At 62.4% G+C, this 18,064-nt stretch carries 15 protein-coding genes and 1 other RNA gene; 8 read left to right on the top strand and 8 right to left on the bottom strand.

All coding sequences use genetic code 11. The features are described from left to right. Positions 1-20 precede the first annotated feature (20 nt). Positions 21-1,430, top strand: coding sequence for an FAD-binding oxidoreductase (locus tag DMY87_RS07935; RefSeq protein WP_110790748.1), 1,410 nt, complete (start codon positions 21-23; stop codon positions 1,428-1,430). Between the two features lie 71 nt (positions 1,431-1,501). Continuing rightward, positions 1,502-5,215 (top strand): AsmA family protein, encoded by a 3,714-nt coding sequence (locus tag DMY87_RS07930; RefSeq protein ID WP_110791009.1) that lies wholly within the window; start codon positions 1,502-1,504, stop codon positions 5,213-5,215. 7 nt (positions 5,216-5,222) lie between these two features. Here the strand turns inward: DMY87_RS07930 and DMY87_RS07925 are convergent, their stop codons facing one another. The 5 genes from DMY87_RS07925 to DMY87_RS07905 form a co-directional block, all read right to left on the bottom strand. Continuing rightward, positions 5,223-5,471 carry a ribbon-helix-helix domain-containing protein gene (locus DMY87_RS07925; RefSeq protein WP_110790747.1) on the bottom strand — a complete coding sequence of 83 codons (249 nt, stop codon included), beginning with the start codon at positions 5,469-5,471 and terminating at the stop codon, positions 5,223-5,225. 60 nt (positions 5,472-5,531) lie between these two features. Beyond that, the gene (locus DMY87_RS07920; protein WP_110790746.1) at positions 5,532-5,723 is read right to left on the bottom strand and encodes a DUF4169 family protein; all 192 of its coding nucleotides are present in this window, start codon (positions 5,721-5,723) and stop codon (positions 5,532-5,534) included. Positions 5,724-5,776: 53 nt separating this feature from the next. Further along, positions 5,777-6,280: an SspB family protein gene (locus DMY87_RS07915; RefSeq protein ID WP_110790745.1), complete on the bottom strand. Its 504-nt coding sequence runs from the start codon at positions 6,278-6,280 to the stop codon at positions 5,777-5,779. A gap of 178 nt (positions 6,281-6,458) precedes the next feature. Then, positions 6,459-6,835: a transfer-messenger RNA gene (gene ssrA, locus DMY87_RS07910) on the bottom strand. Positions 6,836-6,876: 41 nt separating this feature from the next. Beyond that, entirely contained in the window at positions 6,877-7,608 is a 732-nt protein-coding gene (locus DMY87_RS07905) for an AprI/Inh family metalloprotease inhibitor (protein WP_110790744.1), read from the bottom strand. A gap of 206 nt (positions 7,609-7,814) precedes the next feature. Between DMY87_RS07905 and DMY87_RS07900 the strand changes: the two genes are divergently transcribed. The 5 genes from DMY87_RS07900 (at position 7,815) to DMY87_RS07880 (ending at position 13,238) form a co-directional block, all read left to right on the top strand. Next, a complete protein-coding gene (locus DMY87_RS07900; RefSeq protein WP_110790743.1) occupies positions 7,815-8,609 on the top strand; it encodes a thymidylate synthase in 795 nt (264 codons plus the stop codon). A gap of 18 nt (positions 8,610-8,627) precedes the next feature. Further along, positions 8,628-9,152 carry a dihydrofolate reductase gene (locus tag DMY87_RS07895; protein ID WP_110790742.1) on the top strand — a complete coding sequence of 175 codons (525 nt, stop codon included), beginning with the start codon at positions 8,628-8,630 and terminating at the stop codon, positions 9,150-9,152. A gap of 152 nt (positions 9,153-9,304) precedes the next feature. Further along, positions 9,305-10,438, top strand: a complete 1,134-nt coding sequence (gene hflK, locus DMY87_RS07890) for an FtsH protease activity modulator HflK (protein WP_110790741.1) — start codon at positions 9,305-9,307, stop codon at positions 10,436-10,438. A gap of 1 nt (position 10,439) precedes the next feature. Further along, entirely contained in the window at positions 10,440-11,402 is a 963-nt protein-coding gene (gene hflC, locus DMY87_RS07885) for a protease modulator HflC (RefSeq protein WP_110790740.1), read from the top strand. 261 nt (positions 11,403-11,663) lie between these two features. Continuing rightward, on the top strand, positions 11,664-13,238 hold the full coding sequence (locus tag DMY87_RS07880; protein WP_110791008.1) for a Do family serine endopeptidase: 1,575 nt from the start codon (positions 11,664-11,666) through the stop codon (positions 13,236-13,238). Positions 13,239-13,241: 3 nt separating this feature from the next. Here DMY87_RS07880 and DMY87_RS07875 read toward each other — a convergent pair whose 3' ends face one another. The 3 genes from DMY87_RS07875 to serB all read right to left on the bottom strand — a co-directional run bounded on the left by DMY87_RS07875 (position 13,242) and on the right by serB (position 17,151). Beyond that, positions 13,242-15,626, bottom strand: coding sequence for a putative bifunctional diguanylate cyclase/phosphodiesterase (locus DMY87_RS07875; RefSeq protein ID WP_110790739.1), 2,385 nt, complete (start codon positions 15,624-15,626; stop codon positions 13,242-13,244). Positions 15,627-15,706: 80 nt separating this feature from the next. Next, positions 15,707-16,252, bottom strand: coding sequence for a GNAT family N-acetyltransferase (locus DMY87_RS07870; RefSeq protein WP_110790738.1), 546 nt, complete (start codon positions 16,250-16,252; stop codon positions 15,707-15,709). Next, positions 16,249-17,151 carry a phosphoserine phosphatase SerB gene (gene serB / locus DMY87_RS07865; RefSeq protein WP_110790737.1) on the bottom strand — a complete coding sequence of 301 codons (903 nt, stop codon included), beginning with the start codon at positions 17,149-17,151 and terminating at the stop codon, positions 16,249-16,251. Before serB ends, DMY87_RS07870 begins: the two co-directional genes overlap by 4 nt. Before the next feature lies 1 nt (position 17,152). Between serB and miaA the strand changes: the two genes are divergently transcribed. Next, positions 17,153-18,064, top strand: coding sequence for a tRNA (adenosine(37)-N6)-dimethylallyltransferase MiaA (miaA, locus tag DMY87_RS07860; protein ID WP_425353476.1), 912 nt, complete (start codon positions 17,153-17,155; stop codon positions 18,062-18,064).

Genomic DNA, 18,064 nt, shown 5'->3' with positions numbered 1-18,064 from the left:
GAAATTTCGGGAGGTAGGGGATGGCGCGCAAGGATGTGATCGACGGCAAGCGCAACGAGGCGGGGATCGCGGCCGCGCTGCCGATCCTCAAGCAGCGTTTCGGCGACCGCTTCCAGACCGGGCAGTCTTTCCGCGAACAGCACAGCCACACGACCACCTATCTGCCGTCGCAATTGCCCGACGGAGTGGTTTTCGTCGAGCAGACCGCCGATGTGCAGGAGGTGGTGCGCATCTGTGCTGCTCACCAGGTGCCGATCGTCGCCTTCGGGACGGGGTCGTCGCTCGAAGGGCAGGTCAATGCGCCATTCGGCGGCATATCCGTCGATTTCAGCCGGATGAACAGGGTTCTTGAGGTCAATGCCGAGGATCTCGACTGCACAGTTGAGCCAGGCGTGACGCGCGAGGATCTGAATACCTATCTGCGCGATACGGGCCTTTTCTTTCCGATCGATCCCGGCGCCAATGCTTCGCTTGGTGGCATGACCGCGACCCGCGCGTCGGGCACCAATGCGGTGCGCTATGGCACGATGAAGGACAATGTGCTGGCGCTGACCGTTGTCACTGCCGATGGCGAGGAGATCCGCACCGCGCATCGGGCGCGGAAATCATCCGCCGGTTACGACCTCACCCGCCTTTTTGTCGGCTCCGAGGGCACGCTTGGTCTCATCACCTCGATCACGCTTCGACTGCAAGGCATACCGGCGAAGATCGGCGGCGGCGTCTGTGCTTTCCCAACGCTCGAAGACGCCTGCAATGCCGTGATCATGACCATTCAGATGGGCATTCCGGTGGCGCGGATCGAACTGCTCGACGAGATGCAGATCCGTGCCTGCAACGCCTATTCGAAGCTCTCTTATCCGGAGAGGCCGACGCTTTTCGTCGAATTCCACGGGACGGACGAGACGGTTGCCCTGCAGTCGCAGCAGTTTGCCGAGATCGCGGCCGAATTCGGTGCCGATGCCTTCCAGTATACGGCCAATGCCGAGGAGCGCGCGCAGCTGTGGAAGGCACGTCACAATGCCTATTGGGCGAGCCGGGCGCTGGCTCCGGAACTTGCCGCCCTGTCGACCGATGTCTGCGTGCCCATCTCGCGGCTGGCCGAATGCGTTGCCGAAACGCAGTCGGATATTCGCGAACATGGTTTTCTTGCGCCGATCGTCGGCCATGCTGGTGATGGCAATTTCCATGTGCTGCTGCTCTTCGACGACAAGGATCCGAAGGGCGTCGCGGAGGCGGAGGCCTTCCTGGAGAGACTGAACGGACGGGCTCTCGCCATGGACGGGACCTGCACCGGCGAACATGGCATCGGGCAGGGCAAGATCAGCTATCTGAGACAGGAGCTAGCCTCGGCGCTGCCGGTCATGCGGGCGATCAAGGCGAGCCTCGATCCACAGGATCTGTTCAATCCGGGCAAGATTTTTCGCGTCTGACTACAAGACCTTACGGCTTGCTACCACGGCGAATTGGGTTACCCTGCGGCCGAAATCAAGGAGTGGCATTGGTGCTCGGACGCATACTGGTAACGCTGGGCGGTCTTTTGGTGGTGGCGCTGTTTGCCGCGCTGCTGGCGCCCTTCTTCATCGACTGGACCAGCTTTCGGCAGGACTTCGAAAGCCGGGCGAGCCAGCTTCTGGGCAAGAAAGTCGTCGTGAATGGGGCGGTCAGCGCCCGCATTCTGCCCTTTCCCTCGGTGACCATGGAAGACGTGACCGTCGGCACGGATGTCGACGGTTCACCGCTTGTCCAGATCGCCCGCTTCTCGCTTGATGCAGAACTGGCGCCGTTCATGTCTGGCGAAGCGCGGATCTTCGACATGCGCATCGAGCAGCCCAAGGCGCGGATCCGGCTTCTTCCTGACGGCACTCTCGACTGGTTGCGCGGCAGCCGGCCGAGCATTCCCGCGCGGACCGTGATTCTGGAGAGGGTGTCGGTTACCGGCGGCCATGTCGAATTCATCGACGAGCAATCGGGCCGCAACCGCGTTCTGTCGGATCTCGATGCTGACATTTCCGCCCGCACGCTGGCAGGTCCCTGGTCGGTTTCCGGACGGGCATCGCTGGATGGAGAGGTTGGTGGGTTTGCCTTGACCAGCTCGGAAAGCACCAACGAGACAGTGCCGATCCGGCTGCGGATCGAACCGGATGCACGCCCCTTCGACGTGTCGCTGGAAGGTGAACTGGCGCTGCAAGATGGACGGCCGATCTACAAGGGGCAATTCCTCTCGACCTGGAAACAGGCGGAGACTGCCGCGCCTGCAGCCGGTGCTCCGACGCCTGCGCCGGGTCCACGGCTGCGCGGGGCGTTCGAGCTGACCAATGAGAGCGTCGCAATCCCGTCCTACCGCCTGGAGCTCGGTGACGTCGCCGATCCCTATGTGATCACCGGCGAGGCCAAGCTCGACACGGGGGCGAAACCGGAATTCCTGCTGACGGCCGAAGGGCAGCAGGTGGACGTCAACCGGCTCGCGGCCGATGGCAGCCGGGCGGCGAAGACGGCCCGCAACGGAACAGTGTCGCTGCAGCAGCGGCTGACCCTGCTCCTGCAAACGGCGGCCAAGATCCCCGTGCCGAACGTACCGGGACGTGCCACGCTGAAATTACCGGCGATCCTTGCAGGCGATACCGTCTTCCGCGATATTCAACTCGACGTTCGGCCGGCGGCCCCCGGCTGGACCGTCGATCGCGCCGTCGCCGTGCTTCCGGGACGCACCCAGGTGGAGGCGAGCGGGCGGCTGATGCTGACCGGTTCGCCGTCATTCGATGGCAATCTGCTGGTCGCCTCCACCCAACCATCGGGTCTTGCCACCTGGATCTCCGGCAAGGTGGATCCGGCAATCCGGCAACTCCGCTCTGCCGGGTTTTCGGCGACCGTGAACCTGACCCCCGAACTTCAGCGCTTCGAAAAGCTGGAGCTTGCCGTCGGCGATGAGCCGCTGAATGGCCGCCTGGAGCGGGAATCGCGTTCGGGCGTGGCACCGAGCCTGTCGGTCGATCTCACAGGTGCCGGCCTCGATCTCGACGCGGCGCGCGCCATTGCTGCTCTGGTCATCGGTGAAGATGCCGAGCGCAATCTGCTGGCCGAGCGGATCGCCGCCCGGCTGAAGCTCGGCCGACTGACGGCTTTCGGGGTCGATATCGGCGATGTCGACAGCATTGTCAGCTATGAAGGCGACCGGCTTTCGGTCGAGCGTATGAAGCTCGGCAACGTCGCCGGCGCGTCGCTCGACATTGCCGGTGCCGTAGCCCTGTCTGCGGGCGTCTTTGACGGCGAGGGGCGGGTATCGCTGCGTTCGAAGGATCCATCCGCGTTCCTGGCGCTGCTCGACCAGCGGTTTCCCGGACGCCCCGTGCTTAAGCGTTTGGCTGAGAGCGCCGACTGGTATGCGGATACCGATATCTCGGCCGATATCGCCCTCGACGGAGGCGGCAGTGTGCGGGTGAGCGGTGGCGGCCGGACCGATGGCAGCCGGGCAACTTTCACGGTCAGCGCACCGACCCTGGCTGCACTAACGAGCGGCGAAGGACGCAGCATCGAAGCGAGCCTGGAAAACGACGAAGCGCAGATCCTGATGGGCCAGGCGGGGCTTGCGCCGCTTCCGTGGACGATCGGCGAAGGTGGACGCCTGGGACTGGTCCTCAAGGGTGGGGATTCCCGGACTGCCGATGCCGAGATCCGCTTCGATGGCGCACGCACCAGTCTGTCCGCGACCGGCAGGCTGACCGGCGTTGACGGCCCGCATCTTCTGGACGGCGCGTGGGATGCCTCCGTCGAGAGCGCGGATATCGGACCCTACCTGATGGCGCTCGGGGTCAGTCTGCCCGCCGCCGAATCCGGGGTTCCGACCAAGGCGACGGCGCAGTTCGGACTTTCCGAAGGGCAGGTGACGATCGATGATCTCACCTCGACCGTAGCGGGCCAGGCGGTCAGCGGGCGTGGCACGCTCGATCTGCGTGGCGTCGTGCCAATGGCGAAGGCAACGGTGTCGCTCGACAGCCTCGACCTGGAATGGCTGGCCGAGACGATGCTCGGGCCGGTGCGCGAGCCGGCCTCAGGCGCGCTTGCTGCGACACCGCTTGCGAAGAGCATGGTGACTGCCGATCTCGATCTCGACCTTAAGGCAAAGCAGGTCTGGCCGGGTATCGGCGAGGCGATGACTGATGTTGCCGCGAAGCTGACGGCCAGATCCGGTGAACTGACACTCGACGAGGCCAGAGGTTCCTGGCTTGGCGGCACCATGACCGGACGGTTGTCGCTCGCCAACACCGATGGAAATGGATTTCTGCAATCGCGCCTCGACGTGAAGGGAGCCGATCTCGGTCGCAGCCTGAATGCGCTGCGGCTGGAACGTGGCCTCGATCCGGCGACAGCCTTGTCCGGCTCTTATGACATGACCTTTGTGGGCGAGGGGGGCGGGGCCAGCGTTGCCGAGCTGATCGGCGGCGCGAGCGGGTCGGGCGAGCTTGCCCTGCCGCGCCTGTCAATCCGCGATCTGGATCTTGCCATCCTGCCGCGCCTCGTTGCCCAGGCGGATGCACTCGGCACCGAGTTGGACCAGGACAAGGTGCGAGGCATGACCGACGCATTGTTGTTCCAGGGAGAGACGGTGGTCGAGGGGCTGAAGCTTCCCTTTGCATTGTCCGATCATACGATCCGGGTGCAAAATGCGGTTGCCCAGACAAACCCTGCGTCGCTGGATGGCAGCGCAAGACTCGACCTGGACAATGGGACGCTGGAGGGCGAAATCGGTGTGGCGCTCGCAGCTGGAGATCTCGCCATGGAAGGGGCTGCGCCCAATCTGCGGCTTCTGCTGCAAGGGGCGGCTCTTTCGCCGGAGCGTGTGCTCGACGTTACGGAACTCACCAATTTCCTCTCGCTGCGCGCCTTCGAGACGGAACGCCGACGGGTGGAGGCGCTTCAATCGAGCGTGCTGGAGAAGCAGAGACTGAGGCGGGAGGCAGCACTTGCCCGTTCGAGGGCCGAAGAGCGGGCTCGTCTTGAGGAAGAAGCGCGGCAGCGCGCCGAGGCGGAGCGATTGCAACAGGAGGAACCGCCGGCCGATCCCGCGACAGCGGACGATGCGGGTGCCGTCGCGCCATCGGGTCCGACGACAGAAAGCGTGCCAGCGTCGCCGCTTCTGCCCGTTCCACAGCAGGAACGGGTCGTGCGCCAACCGCTGCCGGGCATGACCTTTGAGGGGCTGCCAGGTGTGCGGTGAAGGCCGCCTAACTCTGTGATGTGGGGACTTCCGTTGCCTCCTGCACCTTGATCTGCTTGAGCTGGGCCAGCACATAAAGCCGCAGGGCCGAAGAGAGATTGGCTCCTGAGGGGCGGTTTTCATCGACTTCCGCGATAAGGGCGGCAAAGCTGATGCCGCGCCGCGTGGCAATCTCTCTCAGTTCGGCGAGAAAATCATCTTCGACGGAAAAGCTCGTGCGGTGGCCATGAAGGGTGATCGAGCGTTTGCGGATCATGAACGCGGGGCCTCTCGCATCTTCAGGGCGCGGAAGACATGCGCCGGACGGGCGGTGTGGCTAGTCTTCGCTGGGCTGTTCGATGCGTCCCTGGTCGAGCTGCCGGGCAGCCTTTTCGTTCAGGGTGCGGGTCAGGTTTTTTTCCGCCTTGGTCCGGCCGTGGGTAAGGCGGTTCTGCTCGGCGATCGCCTCACGTTCGGCGCGCGCCTTGGTCTTGCGGAACTGACGGAGATTGACGATGTCTGCGGCCATGTCTGTCGTTCCAGGTCAAAGAGAGCCGGCCCTGGGGCCGGCTTCGGATTCCGTTACTGCTTCTTGCGGAAAGCGTCGAGCGAGACGACGGAGCCTTCCTTCTTCTCGTCCGAGGCCGCAGCTTCGGTCTCTTCGACCTTGGCGGACACATCGAGCGGATAGGCGGTAATCTCCGCGTCGTTTTCATCTTCATCGGCCAGCGGCACATCGAATTCGAGTTCGAAGTTGACCGAAGGATCATAGAAGCCGCGGATGGCGTTGAACGGAATAACCAGCTTTTCGGGCGTGTCGGAGAAGGAGAGGCCGATCTCGAACAGGCTGTCGGTGACCTTGAGTTCCCAGAACTGGTGCTGGATGACGATGGTCATCTGCTCGGCATACTTGGCCTTCAGATGCTGGGAGATTCGCACGCCCGGAGCGCCGGTCAGGAAGGTGATGAAGAAATGATGGTCGCCCGGAAGACGGCCGGTGGCAGCAACTTCGGTCAAAACCTTGCGGATGACACTTCTCAGCGCGTCCTGGGCCAGAATGTCGTAGCGAATGTGGTCGTGCCCCATCAGATCCTGTCTTTCCTTCTCATGCCGTTTCGACGGCTATATGCCACGGCGCGTCGGTATCGAAAAGCCCCGTCACGCGAAAGCGCTTCGCCACAGGATACATCATTTCAGCGCGTTCGGGTAGGCGCGCGACACCGGGTAATATCAGGAGCAACGAAAAGGCACAGGAGGGAGATTAGGTGAAGGCTTCTGTTGCCAGGTGCCTTCGGACCCCGCCTCAAGGGGCTAACCTAGAGGACTTGGTTCGGATTTCCCGCACCGCCATTAGGCAGCGAGAGCATAACCCTTAGCGTTGTTGTCGTTTGCAACTACACTTGTGACCCGATAACGGCGGTATCATGCCGAGCAAAAGTTCGATCTTTACGCCCTTGTCGATCCTATTTCGCCCCCATCAAAAGCCGGTCTGACTTCAAATCAGATCCGACCGGTTTTTGGTGGAGGCGCCGGGTACCGCCCCCGGGTCCAATAGGTTTATTACACCGACCGTTTATTGCCATAGCCGGAGCAAGCCCCGGCACGAGTGATATAGGTGTTTCCACGGCGGTTGGAAAGAGGGCCCGGTCAACTATCGCGCGCCGCACCGGGCCTCAGTTGTGTCAGCGGCACTGATTGCTGAAGACGATGTAGTCGCCGGTCTGATCGCTGAAATATTTGATCACGTATCCCTTCTTGCCGCTGTCGCCGACCGGCACGCGGCAGCGCAGGCCCCATTGCGGCGTCTGGCGGCAGGCTTCGACCAGGAAACACTGGCCGACTTCGAGCTTTCCGATGACGGTGCTCTTCATGTCTTCCCCGGCTCGGATGTTCAGCTGATTGAGCGCCTGAACGCGCACCGGACCGTTGCCGGTAAAGGGCGGGACGAGGTCGGTTGCCTCGGCGCAGCGATCATTGTCGTAGCGGCGGCGGCAGTTTTCACGCTGCCCGGGGGCTGCAGCCGGCGGCTGGGCCAGGCGTGGTGCGCCGATCCTTTGGCCGCTTGCCGGCTTCAGCGTCACGAGGCTCCCGTCATTCAATTGTCCGACGAGAACGCCTCTGCTCGGCCGCAGTGTCGCGATCGGGAAATTGTTGGTGCCGAGAATGCTCAGTCCTGTGCCATTCGGGGCCCAGGCCCAAGCGAAGGACATGGGGCCGACACAGGTATAGGTGGTCGCTTTCAACTGGCCGCCCATGGCCTGGCCGGAGAGGTTGATGCTGCAGGCGCCGAGCGGACCGCCCTCGACGGTCCAGTTTCCGACGAAATCCTGCGGTGCCTGAGCCTGTGCCGGATTGATACCTAAAAGCAGACTGAGGCCTGACATCAGTATTGCGGCTATGGTGGGCGCTTTCATCGTTCCGATCCCTCGTGTTCGCGGCCGTCTGGCTTGCCTTTCATCGGAGAGGCGGGAGGGAGTCGGCTAGTCCAAACTCTGCCGGTATTCTCGAAGCGGGAAAAGGTCGGCTGCAACGGTCGGAAGGGGAAAACGCGGAAAGCCCGCTTGGTTCGGGGGGGCGAAGGCGTTAGACTGCGTCATACTCCATGACTCGCCAGGGACCCATGCACCAGTATCACGACCTCCTTCGCCACGTGCTGGAGACCGGCAGCGATCGCGGTGATCGCACCGGTACCGGAACGCGTTCCGTCTTCGGATACCAGATGCGCTTCGATCTCGCCGATGGCTTCCCGGTCGTGACGACGAAGAAGCTGCATCTGCGCTCGATCATTCACGAACTGCTGTGGTTCCTGAAAGGCGAAACCAATATCGGCTATCTGCGCGAAAACGGCGTGACCATCTGGGACGAATGGGCCGATGAAGACGGCAATCTCGGGCCGGTCTACGGTGCACAATGGCGGTCGTGGCCCGATTATGACGGCGGGCATATCGACCAGATCGCGCGCCTCATCGAGGGTATCAAGACCAACCCCAATTCTCGCCGGCATATCGTCTCGGCCTGGAACCCCGCGCTTGTCGACGAGATGGCTCTGCCGCCATGCCATTGCCTCTTCCAGTTTTACGTTGCGGACGGGCGGCTCTCCTGCCAGCTCTACCAGCGCTCGGCCGACATTTTTCTCGGTGTGCCATTCAACATCGCCTCTTATGCGCTCCTCACCCTGATGGTGGCGCAGGTCACAGGCCTGGAGCCGGGTGACTTCATCCATACGCTGGGCGATGCGCACCTCTATGCAAACCACTTCGATCAGGCCAACCTACAGCTCTCGCGGACTCCGAAGGCGCTGCCGGTGATGAAGCTCAATCCTGAGGTCCGGGATATCTTCTCTTTTGCCTATGACGACTTCACCCTGATTGGCTACGAAGCCGATGCCAGCATCAAGGCGCCGATTGCCGTGTAGGCGAAGGGCGAATGCCTCATGACCGATATCAAGACCCTGATCATCGTCGCCGTCTCTCGCAACGGCGTCATCGGGCGCGACGGTGATATGCCCTGGCGGCTGTCGACCGATCTCAAGCGCTTCAAGGCGCTGAGCATGGGCAAGCCGCTTTTGATGGGGCGCAAGACATTTGAATCCGTCGGTTCCAAGCCGCTGCCGGGCCGTCCGCATGTGATCGTCAGCCGCAGTGCTACTGTCGACATGCCAGGCGTCGAGATGGCAGCGACCGTCGACGAGGCCCTGGCCCGGGCGAAAGCGCTGGCGCGGGAGACGGGCGCGGATGCCATCTGCATCGCCGGCGGCGGGGAGATCTATCGCCAGACGATCGCATTGGCCGACGAGCTGCATGTGACCCATGTCGAGACGGATCTCGACGGCGATACGCATTTCCCTGCGATCGATCCCGAAATCTTCGAATTGGTCGAGGAAACCGCAGTTCCGTCCGGGGATAAGGACAATTACCCGACGCGGTACGCGATATACCGTCGCAGGGCGGGTCGATAACGGAAAATTTGCCCTGTCTTCGGAAGAAGTTGGCCGGTTCGCGTTGAAAGGCCGGGCTGCGATACCTATAACGCTCTGGAACCTTTCGTGATGCGGCTCTCAACCGTCGCGACCGCAAGGACTTGGGAGCGATTTACAGCAAAGAGGTATGAATGCCCTGGAGCAATCAGAACGGCGGCGGCGGTCCTTGGGGCGGCGGTGGCGGCGGTAACAATCAGGGCCCCTGGGGGCAGGGGCCGAACCGGCCGCGTGGCGGCGGCGGTGGCGGCAATCAGCCCCCGGATCTCGAGGATCTGATCCGACGCGGTCAGGATCGCTTGAAGAACGTCGTACCCGGCGGCTTCAACGGCGGTGCCTTCGTGATCATTGGCCTCGTGCTCATCGCCTTCTGGGCGATCCAGGCCATCTATACGGTTCAGCCGGACGAACGCGGTGTCGAACTGCGCTTCGGCAAGCCGAAGGACGAAGTGTCGATGCCCGGCCTTCACTTCCATCTCTGGCCGATTGAACAGGTCGAGATCGTCAAGGTGACGGAACAGCAGCAGAATGTCGGCAGTCGCGCCACTTCCAACAATCCTGGTGCCGGCCTGATGCTGAGCGGCGACCAGAACATTGTCAGCGTGCAGTTCTCGGTCCTGTTCACGGTCTCGGACCCGCAAGCCTATCTCTTCAACCTCGAAGATCCCTCGCAGACGCTGCAGCAGGTTGCCGAAAGCGCCATGCGTGAAGTCGTCGGTCGCCGTCCGGCGCAGGACGTCTTCCGTGACAACCGCGAAGACATCTCGACCCAGGTGCGCGATATCATCCAGGGCACGATGGACAATTATGGTGCCGGTATTGCGATCAATGCCGTGCCGATCGAAGACGCCGCACCGCCGCGGGAAGTGGCCGAGGCTTTCGAAGAAGTCCAGCGCGCACAGCAGGACGAGGACCGTTTCGTCGAGGAAGCCAACCAATACGCCAACCAGCGTCTCGGTCAGGCTCGCGGTCAGTCGGCACAGATCCGCGAAGAGGCGGCTGCCTACAAGGATCAGGTCGTCAAGGAAGCCGAAGGTGAGGCCCAGCGCTTCGTCTCGATCTATGACGAATACGTCAAGGCACCGGATGTGACCCGCCAGCGGATCTATCTGGAAACCATGGAGAATGTCCTGCGCAATTCGAACAAGGTGATCATCGACGAGAAGCAGGGCGTCGTGCCGTATCTGCCGCTCAACGAAATCACGCGCCAGCCGGGCAATCAGGCGGGCAACCAGCCTGGCGGCCAGTCCGCAACGGGAGGCAACTGATATGGCCAATCGTTTGCCCTATTTCGTCGCGGCCATCGCGGTCGTCCTGTTCTTCGGCTACTCGTCGATCTTCGTGGTCAACGAACGCGAACAGGCCATTGTCCTGCGTTTCGGTCAGATCCAAGACGTCAAGACAGAGCCTGGTCTTTACCTGAAGCTGCCGTTTGCCTTCATGGACGCCGACCGCGTTCAGTATATCGAGGACCGGGCCCTGCGCTTCGACCTCGACAATATCCGCGTGCAGGTTCGTGGCGGTGCCTTCTACGAGGTCGACGCCTTCGCCGTCTACCGGATCAACGACGCGCGGCGTTTCCGCGAAACGGTGTCCGGTGATCGGGAAGCGGCTGAATCGCGCTTGCGCACCCGTCTCGATGCCGCTCTTCGCCGCGTCTACGGTCTGCGCAACTTCGATGCGGCCCTGTCGGAAGAGCGTGGTTCGATGATGTCGGATGTGCGGAACGACCTACAGGCAGCGGCGGGAAGCCTCGGCCTGCAGGTCACCGATGTGCGTATTCGCCGGACTGACCTGACGCAGGAAGTCTCGCAACAGACCTTCCAGCGCATGAAGGCCGAGCGTCTCGCCGAAGCCGAACTGATCCGCGCGCGTGGTAACGAAGAAAGCCAGCGTCGCCGGGCTATTGCCGACCGCCAGGTCGTCGAACTCCAGGCGGAAGCGCAGCGCGATTCGGAAATCCTTCGCGGTGAGGGCGATGCCGAACGCAACCGCATCTTCGCCGATGCCTTCCAGCGTGACCCGGCATTCTTCGCATTCTACCGGTCGATGCGTGCCTATGTCGCCTCGATGAGCAACCAGGGCACGACCATGGTTCTGTCACCCGATTCGGACTTCTTCCGCTTCTTCAACAGTGGCGTCGGCCGAAGCGATGCGCCGGGTGCAGCAGCCCCTGGCCCGGCGGCTCCTCCCGTTGCGACAGATGCTCCGGCGGCGCCGGCAGCCAATTGACGTAACGGAAGTTCGACACACTGCCGTTACGGACATCAGGAGGGTCGGCCCATGGGCCGGCCCTTTCTCGTTTTTGATCCCGCCGATGCCGAGGCGCACTGTGACTGATGTTGCCCTCGAACCGGGAATCGTGTGGTAGCTGTCTTATCGACAAGATCTGGTCGCATGTTGCGGCTATGCCGGTTCCGGGAAATGTGATTTTCCGTTTGCCCGTTCCGCCCTATGTTCAACGTCGCCATGACACTCCCAGCGAGGAAGCCGATGACACACCCCGCCCGCACATCACGAAAGATCCTGCCGGCGCTTCTGGTCGGAAGCGCCCTTGTGATGGGGGGTGCCGGCGCTCCGTCACCGGTCGAAGCCCGCGGACCGGAGTCGGTTGCAGATCTGGCGTCCGGTCTGCTCGGCGCCGTGGTCAATATCTCGACCTCGCAGAGCGTCAAGGAAGAGGGGGAAGGGCCGCTGCCCCAGGTGCCGGAAGGCTCGCCTTTCCAGGAACTGTTCGACGATTTCTACAAGAACGGCGAGCAAGGCGACAGCAACAGCAAGGTGAACTCGCTCGGTTCCGGCTTCGTCATCGATCCCAAGGGCTTTATCGTGACGAACAACCACGTCATTGAAAATGCCGATGATATCGAAGTGATTTTTTCCGACGGCTCGAAGCTCAAGGCCAAGCTGATCGGGACGGATACAAAGACAGACCTGTCCGTTCTCAAGGTCGAGCCGACGCAGCCGCTCACCGCCGTCAAGTTCGGCGATTCGCGCAAGCTGCGCATCGGTGACTGGGTCATGGCGATCGGCAACCCGTTCGGGCTTGGCGGCTCGGTGACGCTCGGCATCGTCTCGGCGAGCGGCCGCAATATCAATGCGGGGCCCTATGACAATTTCATCCAGACCGATGCCGCGATCAACAAGGGCAATTCTGGCGGCCCGTTGTTCAACATGGATGGCGAGGTGATCGGCATCAACACGGCGATCATTTCGCCGAGCGGCGGCTCGATCGGTATCGGCTTCTCCGTGCCGACGGAACTTGCCGAAAACATTGTCAAGCAGCTGATCGAGTTCGGCGAGACGCGACGCGGCTGGCTCGGCGTCCGCATCCAGCCCGTCTCGGACGAGGTGGCCGAAAGCCTCAAGATCGGCCGCGCGCGGGGTGCGCTCATCAGCGGTATCGTCGAAGGGGGCCCGGTCGCCAAAGGGCCGATCCTCGTCGGCGACATCGTCGTCAGCTTCAACGGTCGCGCCATTACCGAGACGCGTGACCTGACACGCATGGTGGCGGAGAGCCCTATTGGCGAACCGCTTGACGTTGTCATCCTGCGTGACGGGAAGGAACAGACCGTCAAGGTGACGCTGGGCCTGCTTGAAGACGACGACGTGGCCAGTGAAGATGACGGGTCGCCGGACCAGACCATCGAGCCGGATGAAGAGGGTGAAGATCCCGGCGCTGACGATCAGGCGCAGCAGGCGCCCGACGCGGGCGAGGGTGAGGGCGAGCAGGCATCGCCTGACGCTGCGCCACAGGCCGCACCTGTTACAGAAGGCCTGATCGGTGTGGAACTTGCGCCCCTGGACGATGCACAGCGCAGTTCATTTGGGATTGCGAAGGGCGTCGAAGGTGTCCTGATCACGCGCGTTCTGCCGGGATCGAAGGCCGAAGGCAAAGGTCTCAAGCCGGGCGATGTGATTGTCGAGGTCGCACAGGAGTTCATGCGCACACCCCAGCAGGTGGCCGAGAAGCTGACCAAGATCAAGAGCGAAGGCCGTCGCAGCGGTTATCTCATGATCGCCGACAAGGAAGGCAATCTGCGCCTGATCGCCGTTCCGCTCGAATAGGCGTCAGGCGTAGCGCCGCTCGCTATCCGCATCGTTTGTCGCGAGAAACGCGGTGAAGGCTTCGGCCGACATGGGCTTCGCCACCAGATAACCCTGAATTTCGCAACAGCCGAGCTGGCGCAACATGGTCAGCTGACTCTGCGTTTCGACGCCTTCCGCAGCCACGCTCATGCGGAGGTCCTTGGCCAACCGGATGACCGATTCGACGATCGCGCGGCCGTCATCGTTCGTTTCCATGTCCGAGATGAAGGACTGGTCAATCTTCAACTTGTCGAAGCGGAAGCGCCGCAGGTAGCTCAACGAAGAAAAGCCGGTGCCGAAGTCGTCGAGCGCGATGCGTACGCCCAGCTTGCCGAGCGTCTTGAGTGTGTGTTCGACACCCGGTGTCGAGTTCATCAAAAGGCTTTCGGTCACCTCGAGCTCAAGGCGTCCCGGGCGCATGGCGTTGGCCTTCAATGCGTTTTCGACCATCGGAACCAGGCCGGGGCTGAGAAACTGGCGGGACGAGAGATTGACGGCCACCCGAACATGGTCCGGCCAGTCTTTGGAAATCCGGATGGCTTCGCGCAGCACCCAGGCGCCAATGCTGGTGATCAGGCCGGTTTCTTCCGCGATCGGAATGAACTCTGCCGGGCTGATCGGCCCGAGCCTCGTGTGGTTCCAGCGCAGAAGGGCTTCGGCGCAGACGACGGTGCCGCTTTGCGCATCAATCAAGGGCTGGAAGGAGAGATCAAGCGTGCCGAGGCTCACGGCGAGCGCCAGTTCCTGTTCGATCAGGTTGCGACGGCGGGCCGTGGCATCGAGCGACGAGTCGAAGTAGCGGAAGCGATTGCGGCCATCTGCCTTGGCGCGGTAGAGGGCGAGATCGGCATTGCGCATCAGCTGGTCCGGGCATGTGCCATCCAAAGGGGCACAGGCGAGCCCGATGCTGACGCCGACATGGGCGGTTCCCGATCTGAGGTGGAAGGGCTGGCCCAGCCGCTTGATGATCCGCGCTGCAAGGTTGCCAGCACTTTTGGGGTCGTCGCCGGACATGTGCAGGATGACGAATTCATCGCCGCCCAACCGTGCGAGCGTGTCGCTTTCGCCGCACATCTGCTGCAGCAAACCGGCCACTTCGCGCAGCAGTTCGTCGCCACCGGCATGGCCGTGGTTGTCGTTGACCTGCTTGAACCGATCGAGGTCGAGCAGGAGGAGCGAGAAGCCGTCGCCGAAGCGCTCCAGACGCGAGACGGCGCGGGCCAGATCCTCGTTGAGCAAGACGCGGTTGCCGACATCGGTCAGAGGATCATGGCGCGCCATATGTTCGATGCGAAGGCGGGTCTGGCGGTTGGCAGTAACGTCACGGCCGACCCCACGATAACCGACGAACCGACCGCTCTCGTCGTGAATGGCTTTTGCCGTGAGGGACCAGATGCCGAGCTCGCCGGCCTGTTCGATGCAGATATCCACGTCGCGGAAGGATTGGCGTGCCTCGAGCTTTCTGCGGAAGCTGTCGCGGTCGCCGATCTGTTCGATCTCGGCCATGAAATGGGTGGCAAAGGGAATGGCGTCGACCATCAGCTTGCCGACGATCAGGCTGTCCGGTGTCGCCAACTGTTCGCAGAAGCGGCTCGATGCCCGCTCCAGGCGCAGATCCTCGTCCGCCCCCCACAGCCAGTCGGCCGTGTTCTCTTCGAAGTCGTTGAGAAGCAGGTTGATCACGTCGCGCTGTTCGTCCGCCGCCATCTTGGCGCGAACCTTTTCGGTGAGGCTGGCACAAACGGCTAGGGATGACCGGATGATGATGGCCGCGAAGATGACGTAGAGCGAGAAGAGATAGACGCCGACCATCGAGTTGTCGCCGGCAAGTGCGATGGTGGCGCCAAGGCCCATCATGCCGCAGAAGGCGAGAGAGGCCGGCGGGATCGTGGCCAATGCGAAACCGCCACCGCCCGCCATGCCGACCGTCAGCGCGATCAGCACCATGCGTTGGGTCTCCGTCGCATCTGCATAGGCCACGACGACGAGCGATGCCCAGAGGCCGCTGAGCACCATTGCGTTGAGAACGGCCTTGCGAGTTCCACGGACGCTGGCGCGCTCGGGCGAGGGGCGCATGCGTGCATGCCACCAGACAATACTTGTGTATGCCGCGATGGCGATCAGGGAGCCGCAGATCAGATTGACGGCCAAGGCGGAAGGACTATCCCAGAACGCAAGCGCTGCCAGCGAAGCGTTTCCGATATTCGCAGCCATCATCCAGGGCGTGTTCTTGCCGACGATCGACAGACGGACGGCACGAATGAGCGGCGCTTCCTCCGCTGTCTGGCCGCCTTCACCCAGGCGCCAGAAGCGGTCGATCCACGAGGCCCCTGGGGCTGCCGAATGCACCGTAAGAAGATCTGTCATGCCACAACTCTAGGCATAACGCTTTAAGGTCACGTAAATTGCTGAATTAGTCTTGTCTGTAATTTGCAGAATTGCCGGCTTTAGTTTGCTTTCAGGCAATAAAGAACGTGATTTTTCAGATGCGGATGGGTGTCCGGGACCGACGGGTGGTTGAAATCGCGTCCTGCCACCCGCTCCATTCCAAGTCTTTCCATGACCGCAATCGAACGGTGGTTGCCCTCGACCGCGAAAGCGTAGATTTCGTCCAGGCCTCTCTTCTTGAAGCCGAGATCGAGGAGAGCCCGCGCGGCTTCCGTCACGTAACCTTGCCCCCAGAAGCGTGTCGCGAGCCGCCAGCCGATCTCCACGGCGCCTTCCGGGAGAACGCCAGGCAGGCCCACCCTGGAGATCCCGCAAAAGCCCATGGCTTCGTCGGTCTGACGGTCGGCCACGGCAAAGAAGCCGTAGCCGGTGTCATCGATCATCGCCTTCAGCCGATTCATCAGCTCATCGCATTCGGCATGGCTGCGGCGCATGGGGAAGAACTCCATGACCTTTTCATCGCGGTTGATCTCGCGAAACAGGTCCCGGTCTTCATTCCGCCAGTTGCGCAGTGTCAGGCGTTCGGTCTGCAGGATGATGGTCATGGACGGATGGAAGGGTGCTGGATGTCGGACTTGCGGTAACCCTGGAGATAGAGGAGGGCAGTCAGGTCCGAATGGTCGATGCGGATCTTGGCTTCAGCCGCGACGGCCGGCTTGGCGTGCAGGGCGACGCCGGAGCCTGCGATGCCGAGCATGCCCAGATCGTTGGCGCCATCGCCGACGGCAAGTGCGTCTTCCGGGCTAACCCCGAGGGTTTGTGCGATATCGATAAGCGAATCGACTTTCGCCTGGCGGCCGAGAATCGGTTCGGCGACTTCGCCGGTCAGGATGCCGTTGTCCTCGATGAGGATATTGGCGCGGTTCTCGTCGAAGCCGAGAACGGCAGCGATGCGAGAGGTGAAGACGGTGAAGCCGCCGGAAATGAGGGCGGTGTATCCGCCGCGTGCCTTCATCGTGGCGATCAATTCGAGGCCGCCGGGGGTCAGCGTTATGCGTTTGGCGATCACCTCGTCGACAACCGAGATCGGCAGCCCTTTGAGGAGGGCGACGCGTTCCCGAAGCGCGGGTTCGAAAGCGATCTCTCCGTTCATGGCACGCGCCGTGATGGCCGAGACCTTGTCCTTCAAACCCACTTCGGCCGCGAGTTCATCGATGCATTCCTGGCCGATCATGGTCGAATCCATGTCGGCGATCAGGAAGCGTTTGCGGCGCGTCTCAGAGACTTGGACCGCGACATCGACGGGCAGACCCGCAATCGCTTCACGCAGGTGCGCTTCGGCTGCGAGCGGGTCCGTACCGTCTGTCAGCGGAATGTCGCAGGCGACGCCATCGGCGAGCCAGTAGAGCCGTGAGGAGCGCACGGCATCCGCGGCCTTCTCGGCGACCTCGGGAGAAAGAATGGGATTTGACGGATTGGCGACAAGCGTGGCAACGAAGGCCATGATGCAAGATCCTGGAAAGACGACAGAGGCCATCCTGATAACCGGGCCGACCGCCAGCGGCAAGTCCGCACTGGCGATCGCCTTCGCGCGGCGGCACGGCGGCGTGGTGGTCAATGCCGACAGCATGCAGGTCTATGACACGCTGAGGGTGGTGACCGCGCGGCCCGACGAGAGCGAGATGGGGGATGTCCCGCACCGTCTCTATGGCCATGTGCCTGCCGGCGCTTCCTATTCCACCGGCGACTGGTTGCGTGACATGGCCGAGTTGCTCACCGAATTGAAGACGCAAGGCCGCCTGCCGGTCGTTGTCGGCGGCACGGGCCTCTATTTCAAGGCGTTGACCGGTGGCCTGTCGGACATGCCTGTTATCCCGGAGGACGTGCGGGCAGGATTGCGCGCGCGTCTGATCGACGAAGGGCCGGAGGTTCTGCATACGGAACTTGCGGCACAGGATCCGGCGGTGGCTGCGGGACTGCAGCAGAAGGATGGGCAAAGGATTGTCCGGGCTCTGGAGGTTCTTGCCGTCACCGGGCAGTCGATTTCGTTTTACCATCGCCAGTCTGGTCCGGTGCTCGTTGATCCGGAGCGGGCCATGAAATTTGTCGTATTGCCCGAGCGGAAGCTCCTGCATGAACGCATCGATCGGCGTTTTGCGCAGATGATGGAGCAGGGCGCAGTGGATGAGGTGAGGGCGCTACTTGCGCTGGACCTGCCACAGCAAGCCCCTGTCATGAAGGCGATCGGCGTGTCGCAGATCGCTGCGATGGTGTCTGGAGAGATGTCGCGCGACCAGGTGATCGAAAAGGCATCGGCCGCCACACGGCAATATGCGAAGCGCCAGATGACCTGGTTCCGCAACCAGATGGACGAGACCTGGCAGCGGATCGACCCGGTGACCTACCGGATCGACTGA

The sequence above is a fragment of the Peteryoungia wuzhouensis genome, assembly GCF_003205195.1.
Classification (GTDB): domain Bacteria; phylum Pseudomonadota; class Alphaproteobacteria; order Rhizobiales; family Rhizobiaceae; genus Allorhizobium; species Allorhizobium wuzhouense.
This window is presented reverse-complemented; position numbering and strand designations above follow the sequence as displayed.